At 74.3% G+C, this 9114-nt stretch carries 7 protein-coding genes; 6 read left to right on the top strand and 1 reads right to left on the bottom strand.

Features of this window, described 5'->3' with window-relative positions; genetic code table 11:
- Positions 1 to 382: DUF6597 domain-containing transcriptional factor (locus AC1DUQ_RS11830; RefSeq protein WP_477073844.1), on the bottom strand; the 382-nt coding region annotated here is incomplete at its 3' end.
- 97 nt (positions 383 to 479) lie between these two features.
- Here AC1DUQ_RS11830 and AC1DUQ_RS11825 point away from each other — a divergent pair.
- The 6 genes from AC1DUQ_RS11825 to AC1DUQ_RS11800 form a co-directional block, all read left to right on the top strand.
- Entirely contained in the window at positions 480 to 1793 is a 1314-nt protein-coding gene (locus AC1DUQ_RS11825; RefSeq protein ID WP_477059425.1) for an FAD-binding oxidoreductase, read from the top strand.
- Between the two features lie 144 nt (positions 1794 to 1937).
- Positions 1938 to 3905: a penicillin-binding transpeptidase domain-containing protein gene (locus tag AC1DUQ_RS11820; protein WP_477073843.1), complete on the top strand. Its 1968-nt coding sequence runs from the start codon at positions 1938 to 1940 to the stop codon at positions 3903 to 3905.
- A gap of 39 nt (positions 3906 to 3944) precedes the next feature.
- Entirely contained in the window at positions 3945 to 5339 is a 1395-nt protein-coding gene (locus AC1DUQ_RS11815) for a 3' terminal RNA ribose 2'-O-methyltransferase Hen1 (protein WP_477059423.1), read from the top strand.
- Positions 5336 to 7852 (top strand): polynucleotide kinase-phosphatase, encoded by a 2517-nt coding sequence (locus AC1DUQ_RS11810; protein ID WP_477059422.1) that lies wholly within the window; start codon positions 5336 to 5338, stop codon positions 7850 to 7852. Before AC1DUQ_RS11815 ends, AC1DUQ_RS11810 begins: the two co-directional genes overlap by 4 nt.
- A gap of 13 nt (positions 7853 to 7865) precedes the next feature.
- A complete protein-coding gene (locus tag AC1DUQ_RS11805; protein ID WP_477059421.1) occupies positions 7866 to 8432 on the top strand; it encodes a sugar O-acetyltransferase in 567 nt (188 codons plus the stop codon).
- Positions 8432 to 9114 (top strand): LLM class flavin-dependent oxidoreductase (locus AC1DUQ_RS11800; protein ID WP_477073842.1); only part of this gene is annotated, 683 nt, incomplete at its 3' end. The genes AC1DUQ_RS11805 and AC1DUQ_RS11800, both read left to right, overlap by 1 nt.

The following is a 9114-nucleotide window of genomic DNA, read 5'->3' as shown; positions in this document are numbered from 1 at the left end:
GCTCCCGACGCAGCGGGGCCCACGGCTCCGCTCCGACCAGCCGGCCCCGCAGCACCCGGGGGTCGACGCCGAACGCGGTCGCGCACCCGATCGGCGTCGCGACCACGCCGACGCACCACGTCTCGCCGAGGGGCCGGTTGAGCATCGGCTGGTCGTCGGGACCCAGCAGGAACCCGGTCCGCGCGAGGTGCACGTCGCCGGTCCCGTTGCGCGCCACCTGCGCGATCGGTGCACCCAGCACGAGTCCCAGGACGGCCGACCCCGTCGGCGCCACCCGCTCGGCCGGGGCACGCAACCGCCCGCGGGCGTACCAGATGCTCGCCACGTACCGCCCGAGCGTGCCGGTGGGCTCGTGGGTGACGTAGGTGAACGCGTCGGTCACCCGACGATCGTCCCGCAAAGGAGTGTCGGAGGTCGGTGCAAGGGTGACAACCTGCCCGCGAGAGAACCCAGCGCCACCGACCTGCAAGGAGTCAGGCATGTCTCACCCCCTCAGCTCCCGCGTCACCGGCCCCGTGCTGACCCCGGACCGCGAGGGGTTTGCCGACGAGGTCGCCGCCCACAACCGCGCGATCGTCCATACGCCCGACGTCGCGGTCGGTGCCACGAGCACGCAGGACGTTGCCGAGACCGTGCGCTGGGCCACCGAGCAGGGCGTGCCGGTCCACGTGCTGGCCACGGGCCACGGCTCCACCACGCCCGTGACCTCCGGCGTCCTGCTCACCACCCGCCGCCTCGACGGGGTCGAGGTCGACCCGGGCACCCGCGTCGCGACGATCGGAGCCGGCGCCCGCTGGACCGACGTCATCCCCGCGGCCGACGCGCACGGCCTGGTGCCGATCGCCGGCGCCTCGGCCAGCGTGGGCGTGGTCGGCTACCTCCTCGGCGGTGGGCTCGGCCCGTTCGCCCGCAGCCACGGGTTCAGCTCGGACCTTCTCGAGTCGCTCACCGTCGTCACGGGGACGGGTGAGGTGGTCGAGGCGTCCGCCGACGAGCACCCGGACCTCTTCTGGGCGCTCCGGGGCGGCAAGACCGGCCTCGGCGTGGTGACGCAGGTGCGTCTGCGGCTGGTCGCCATGCCCGCGCTCTACGCCGGCACCCTGTTCTTCGGCGCCGAGCACATCGACACCGCCCTGCGCGGCTGGCTGGCGTGGACGCCCACCGCGGACGCCGACACGACCACCAGCGCGGCGATCGTCCGCTTCCCCCCGCTCGAGGTCATCCCGCCGTTCCTGCGTGGGCGCACGGTCCTGCTCCTGCGCGTGGCCCGCCCGGGCGACGAGGCGGCGGGCACGGCGGCCGCCGCGCCCCTGCGCGCTCTCGCGCCGGCGTTCATGGACACGGTCGGCGTGCTCCCGGCGGCCCGAGCGGCCGAGATCCACAACGACCCGGGGCAGCCGGGTCCCGGCTGGGTGCGCGGCATGCTGCTCGACCGCGCCGACGACGGGCTGGCCGGCGCGTGGCTCGGGCTCGTGGGTGCCGACGCGTCGACCCCGTTCATGGCCGCGGAGCTGCGGCACGTCGCGGGGGCCACCGGCGAGGACGTGCCGGGCGGATCGGCCGTGTCCGGGCGCGGGTCGGCGTTCGTCGTGTCGGTCGCGAGCGGCGATCCGAGCCGGTTCGCCGAGCTGCCGGCCGCTGCGGACGCGATCACCGAGGCGTTGGCCCCGTGGGCATCGACCGAGGTCAACCCCAACTTCTGCGGCACCGGGACGGCCGTCTGGGCGCCGGCGACGGCCGACCGCCTGACGCAGGTGCGCCGGACATATGACCCAGACAGGGTGGTTGCGTGACCCCGTCTGGGGAGGAGTGGTGAAGGCTGCACCGTTCCCGCCCGCCGGGTGACCCGGTGGTGACACGCTCTCGGAGCGTCGTGCGGACGAGTCAGCCGGTGCATCAGCAGGAAGCGGCGCGATGCCGCGCGACGAGGGGACAGCATGTCGTTCGCAGGTGAACGCGCAGTGGCCGGTCGGCGGCTCGTGGGCGGCGGGATCGCCCTCGTGATCGCGGCGGCCGGCCTGACCGGCTGCTCGTCGGAGCCCCCCGACCCGACGAGCGCGACCGAGGCGCTCGCGGCTGCGCTCACCTCGGGCGACTTCAGCAAGGCACCGTTCGCCGGCGGGACCGCCGACGTCACCGCGGCGACGGAGCTCCGCACCAGCGCCTACGAGGGTCTCGCCCCGTGGGAACCCACCGTGACGGTCGTCTCGACGACCGTGGACGACAAGGACGAGGACGTCGCCACGGCGACCCTGGGGTTCACGTGGGACGTCGACGAGAGCGACTCCGACTGGACGTACGAGACGCACGCGAAGCTCGCCCGCGACGACGAGGACGTCTGGCACGTCACCTGGTCGCCCGCGCTGCTCGCGCCGGACCTGGTCGCGGGAGAGGTGCTCGGCGTGCAGCGCTCCCGCGCCGAGCGCGCCAACGTGCTGGGCGCCAACGGTTCCGTCATCGTCGAGCCGCGCCGCGTGCACCGGGTCGGGATCGACAAGACGCGCATCGCCGCCCCCGAGCAGGACGCCGCGGCGCGCGAGCTGGCGCGGCAGCTGGGCGTCGACGCCGAGGCCTACGCCGCCAAGGTGCTCGGTGCCGGCGAGAAGGCCTTCGTCGAGGCGATCACCATCCGCGACGGCGACACCGGCTACGACATCCCGGCGCTCGTCGGGCTGCCCGGCGTGATCGAGGTCCCGGACACGCTGCCGCTCGCCCCCACGCGCCAGTTCGCCCGGCCGATCCTCGGGACGGTCGGACCCGCGACGGCCGAGATCATCGAGAAGTCGGACGGCGCCGTGTCCGCCGGGGACCTGGCAGGGCTGTCCGGGCTGCAGCGCCAGTACGACGCCCAGCTGCGCGGCCTGCCGGGACTGACCATCACCGCAGCGCAGGCCGACGGCGCTGCTCCGCGGCAGCTGTACGCCGTCGAGGCGACTCCGGGCACCCCGCTGACGACCACGCTCGACGTCCGGCTGCAGGAGGCGGCCGAGTCCATCGTCGCCACCGTCGGGCCCGCCAACGCGATCGTCGCCCTCCGCCCCTCCACCGGGGACGTGCTCGCCGCCGCCAGCGGGGTGGGTGGCGAGGGCATGTCCACCGCCACGCTCGGCCAGTTCGCCCCCGGCTCGACCTTCAAGGTGGTCAGCGCGCTCGCCCTGCTGCGGTCGGGGCTCACGGCGGACAGTGACACCACCTGCCCGGCCAGCGTCTCCGTGGACGGGCGCTCGTTCTCCAACTTCCCCGAGTACCCCACCGACAAGCTCGGCACCATCCCGCTGCGGACAGCCTTCGCGTACTCGTGCAACACGGCCTTCATCTCGGCGCGCGACCAGGCGAACCAGGACGCGCTCATCGACGCAGCCGGATCGCTCGGGCTGGACCCGAACGCGACGCTCGGCTTCCCCGGGTTCCTCGGGGACGTCCCCGCCGACTCCGACGGCACCGACCACGCCGCGTCGATGATCGGCCAGGGCCGCGTGCTGGCGTCGCCGCTGGGCATGGCCACGGTCGCCGCCTCGGTGGCGAAGGGGTCGACGGTGGTGCCGCGTCTTGTGGTCCTGGCCGAGGGCGTCGAGAGCCCGGCCGCCACCGACTCGGCCGAGCCGAGCGAGACGTCCGCGCCCGCTGCCCCGCTGACCGCCGACGAGGCCGCCACCCTGAAGCAGCTGATGCGCGGCGTGGTGACGGAGGGGGGCGCGACGTTCCTGCAGGACGTGCCCGGCGACGAGGTGGCGGCCAAGACCGGTACCGCGCAGTTCGGTGAGGCCGGCAACCTGCAGAACCACGTGTGGATGATCGCGATCCAGGGGGACCTCGCGGTGGCGGTGTTCGTCGACGTGGGCGAGTACGGGTCGACCACCRCCGGTCCGCTGCTGGAGCAGTTCCTGCGGGCGGCGCAGGGGTAATCCCGGGACCGGGGAGGCCGCGGTCGACACAATGACTGCGTGTTCCTCACCCTGACGTCGACGGCCGACTCCGCGAGCGACCTGGGCTTTCTCCTGCACAAGCACCCCGACCGCGTGCAGACGTTCGACCTGTCCGTGGGCAAGGCGCACGTGTTCTACCCGGAGGCCTCCGACGAGCGCTGCACGGTCGCGCTGCTGCTCGAGGTGGATCCGGTGGAGCTGGTGCGCGGCGGGCGGTTCGGAGACGGGTTCGCGCTCGCCGCCTACGTGAACGACCGGCCGTACGCGGCGAGCTCGCTGCTGGCGGTCGCGCTCGGGCGCGTGTTCCGCTCGGCGATGGCGGGCACGTGCGCTGCGCGACCGGATCTCGTCGGCGTCGCGCTGCCCCTGGAGATCCACGTGCCGGCCGTGCCCGACGAGGGCGATCCCGCGCTGGTGGCGCGGCTGTTCGAGCCGCTCGGGTGGCAGGTGTCGGCCGGGGTCGGCCCGCTGGATCCCGCGGTGCCGGCATGGGGTGACTCGCCGTACGCGGACGTGCGACTGACGGGGACGTTCACGGTGGCGGACGCGCTGCGCCACCTCTACGTGCTGCTGCCGGCGCTGGACGGCGGGAAGCACTACTGGGTCGGTCCCGACGAGGTCGACAAGCTGGTGCGCAGCGCCGGGGAGTGGCTGGGCGACCACCCGGCGCGGGACTGGATCCTGCGGAGGTCGCTGGCCCACCGACGGGAGTACGTGGCGGAGGCGGTGGAGCGGCTGGGCGTGGTCGACGACGCGGGCTCGGCGCTGGGCGTCGTCGACGAGCCGGTCGCGACCGACGTGCGCCCGCTCTCCGAGGTCCGGCGCGAGGTCGTCCTGGCCGAGCTGCGGGCGGCGCGTGCCGCGTCGGTCGTCGACCTGGGCTGCGGCGAGGGCGCGCTGCTGCGCGAGCTGCTGGCGGACCCGGCGTTCACGCGGGTGGTCGGCGCGGACGTGTCGCACCGGGCGCTGCGGCGCGCGGCCGAGCGGCTGGGTCTGGACCGGATGCCCGACACGGTCCGCGCGCGGCTGACCCTGCTGCAGACGTCCGTGACGTACCGGGACGCGCGGCTGGCAGGCGCCGACGCGGTCGTGCTCATGGAGGTCGTCGAGCACGTGGACCTGGACCGGCTGCCGTCGCTGGAGCGGACCGTGTTCGGGGACGCCCGCCCGCGGACCGTCATCGTCACCACCCCGAACGAGGAGTTCAACGTGCGCTACCCCACCCTGCACTCGGGGACGATGCGCCACACGGACCACCGGTTCGAGTGGACGCGCGCGCAGGGCGAGGCGTGGGCGGCGGCCGTGTGCGAGGCGTACGGGTACACGTTCCGCGCGGGTGCCGTCGGTGACGTCGACCCCGACGTGGGGCCGCCGACGCAGCTGCTCGTCTTCACGCTCGGAGCGGCGGCGTGAGCGCGCTGGAGATCCCGGAGCTGTCGCTGGTGGCGCTGGTCGGCGCGTCGGGTTCGGGCAAGTCGACGTTCGCCGCCGAACGGTTCGGGCGGTACGAGGTGGTGTCCAGCGACGCCTGCCGCGCCATGGTGGCCGACGACGAGACCGACCAGGACGCCACCAAGGACGCGTTCGAGGTGCTGTCGTTCGTCGTCGGCAAGCGCCTGGACCGCGGGCGCCTCACGGTGGTGGACGCCACGAACGCGCAGCGCGACGCCCGCAAGCACGTGGTCGAGCTGGCCCGCGCGCACGACGTCCTGCCGGTCGCGATCGTGCTGGACCTGCCCGAGGACGTGTGCCTGGAGCGCAACCGGGGCCGGGGTGGGCGGGCGCTGCCGGAGCGCGTGGTGAAGCGCCAGCGCGACCTGGTCCGCCGCGCGGTCAGCGGCCTGGCCCGCGAGGGGTTCCGGCAGGTGCACGTGCTGCGCACGGTCGAGGACGTCGAGGCGGCGACCGTCACCCGGACGCGCCTGCATACCGACCTGCGCGACGAGCACGGTCCGTTCGACGTCATCGGCGACGTGCACGGCTGTCGGTCCGAGCTGGAGACGCTGCTGGAGAAGCTCGGCTACGTGCTGGTGCGCGACGACGCCGGGCGACCGGTCGACGCCGTGCACCCGGAGGGCCGGAAGGTCGTCTTCCTCGGCGACCTGGTCGACCGTGGCCCGGACACCCCGGGCGTGCTGCGGCTGGCCATGGGGATGACCGCGGCGGGTCACGCGCTCGCGGTGCCGGGCAACCACGAGCACAAGCTCGTGCGCGCGCTGGACGGTCGGAACGTGACGGTCAGCCACGGGCTCGAGACGTCGCTCGCCCAGCTGGCCGCCGAGGGCGGGGAGCTCTCCGCGCAGGTGCGGGCGTGGGCGGACGGGCTGGTCTCGCACCTGGTGCTCGACGACGGGCGGCTCGTCGTCGCCCATGCCGGGCTCAAGGAGGCGTACCACGGGCGCGCGTCGGGGCGGGTCCGCAGCTTCGCCCTCTACGGGGACACCACGGGGGAGACCGACGAGTTCGGCCTGCCGGTGCGCTATCCCTGGGCCGACGAGTACCGCGGTCGCGCCATGGTCTTGTACGGGCACACGCCGACCCCGGTCCCGCAGTGGGTCAACAACACGATGTGCCTGGACACGGGGGTGGTGTTCGGGGGGCACCTGACCGCGCTGCGGTACCCGTCGAAGGAGCTCGTGCAGGTGCCGGCCGAGGAGGTCTGGTACGAGCCGGCGCGGCCGTTCCTGGTCCCCGCCGCGGTCCGGCCGGACGACGTGCTCGACATCGAGGACGTGCTCGGGCGACGGTCGGTGGAGACCCGGCACCACGGACGCGTCACGATCGGCGAGGAGAACGCGGTCGCCGCGCTCGAGGTGATGAGCCGGTACGCGCTGCACCCGCGCTGGGTGCCGTACCTCCCGCCGACGATGGCGCCGGTCGCGACCTCCCCGCTGCCGGGCGTGCTCGAGCACCCGGCGGAGGCGTTCTCGGCGTTCGCCGCCTCGGGGGTGCAGCACGTGATCTGCGAGGAGAAGCACATGGGCTCGCGGGCGACCGTGCTCGTGTGCCGGGACGGGTTCCGCTGGTCGGGTGCTCCGGACGGCGAGACGGGGGCGGTGTGGACGAGGACCGGGCGGGCGTTCTTCGACCGGCCGCTGACCGAGGTGTTCCTGTCGGGCGTCCGCGCCGCGGTCACCGCCGCCGGGCTCTGGGACGAGCTGGCCACCGACTGGCTGCTGCTGGACGGTGAGCTGCTGCCCTGGTCGCTCAAGGCCGGACCGCTGCTGCGCGAGCAGTACGCGGCGACCGGCGCGGCCGCGAGGGCGATGCTGCCCGGCGCGGTCGGCGCGCTGGAGGTCGCCGCGTCGAGGGGCCTCGACGTGGGACCCCTGCTGGACCGCACGCGCCGGCGGGTGGTCGACGCCGACGCCTTCGTCGACGCGTGCCGCCGCTACGTCTGGCCGACCGACGGGCTCGAGGGTGTTCAGCTGGCACCGTTCCAGGTGCTCGCCGCCGAGGGGGCCACGTTCCACGACCGCGACCACGGGTGGCACCTCGGGGTGATCGACCGGCTGGTGGACGCCGACCCCGTGCTCCTGCGGCGGACGGGCCGCCTGGAGGTGGACGTCGCCGAGCCGCAGGCCGGGATCGACTGGTGGGAGGAGCTCACCGCGGCCGGTGGCGAGGGGATGGTCGTCAAGCCGTTCGCCAACCTCGTGCACGGCCGGCGGGGGCTGGTGCAGCCGGGGCTGAAGGTCCGCGGCCGGGAGTACCTGCGGATCATCTACGGGCCGGAGTACACCCAGCACCTGGACCGGTTGAAGGTCCGGTCGCTCGGGCGCAAGCGGGGGCTGGCGCTGCGGGAGTACGCGCTCGGGCTGGAGTCGCTGGACCGGCTGGTCGCCGGCGAGCCGCTGTGGCGCGTGCACGAGCCCGTGTTCGCGGTGCTGGCCCTGGAGTCGGAGCCGGTGGACCCGCGGCTGTGAGAGCGTCGGACGCATGAGTGACGAGGACACCCGCACCCAGTACGAGCGCATGGTCGCCGGCGACTGGTACGAGGCCGACGCCCAGATCCACGAGCTGACCAGCGCCGCGCAGGCGCGCGCGGAGCGGTTCGCGCAGGCCGTGAAGGACGGTGCCGACGACGCCGTCGACCGGCTGCGCGAGCTGCTGGGCTCGCTGGGCGAGGACACGTGGATCCGCCCGCCGCTGTACGTCGACTACGGCGTGCACCTGCACGTGGGCGCGCGGACCTTCGCCAACTTCGGCCTGGTCGCGCTCGACGTGGCCCCCATCCACATCGGCGACGACGTGCAGATCGGCCCCAACGTCCAGCTCCTCACCCCGATCCACCCGGTGGACCCGGAGCCGCGCCGGAACAAGCTCGAGGCCGCCAAGCCGATCACGATCGGCAACAACGTCTGGCTCGGCGGCGGGGCCGTCGTGTGCCCGGGCGTGACCATCGGCGACAACACGGTGGTCGGCGCCGGGGCGGTCGTCACCAAGGACCTGCCCGCCAACGTGGTCGCGGTCGGCAACCCCGCACGCGTGATCAAGGAGATCTGATGACTGAGAGCGCCGTCGGCGTCATGCTCCCGCGGGACCTTCCCGCGCACCGGTTCCGTACGTACGCACAGCGCGCCGAGACGCTGGGGTTCGACGAGCTCTGGGTGGTGGAGGACTGCTTCTTCCGCGGCGGTGTCGCCCAGGCCGCGGCAGCCCTCGCGATGACCGAGCGCATCCGGGTCGGCATCGGCATCCTGCCCGCCGCGGTGCGCAACGCGGCGTTCACCGCGATGGAGGTCGGGACCCTGGCGGAGCTGTTCCCCGGGCGGATCGACGTGGGCATCGGGCACGGGATGCGCGGCTGGATGCGGCAGGTCGGCGCGTGGCCGGCGAGCCCGCTGACGATGCTGGGTGAGCACCTGGACGCGGTGCGCTCGGTGCTGGGCGGCTCCCTGACCAGCACCGACGGCCGGTACGTGACGCTGGACGGCGTGCAGCTCGAGTCCGTCCCGCGGGCGCCGCGGATCCTGGCGGGGGTCCGCGGACCGAAGTCGCTCGCCCTCGCGGGCAGGRCCGCCGATGGGACGATCCTCGCCGAGCCGGTCACGCCCGAGTACGTCACCGACGCGCTCCGGCACATCGCGCCCACCCGCGAGCACCGGATCGTGGCGTACTGCGTCGCGGTGGTCGACGACTCCTCGGCCACCGCCCGCGACGCCGCCCGGCCCGCGCTGGAGTGGAT

The organism is Cellulomonas sp. P4_B5_2 (genome assembly GCF_056402235.1).
Note: the sequence above shows the minus strand (reverse complement) of the source record. Positions and strands in the feature narration are given on the sequence as shown.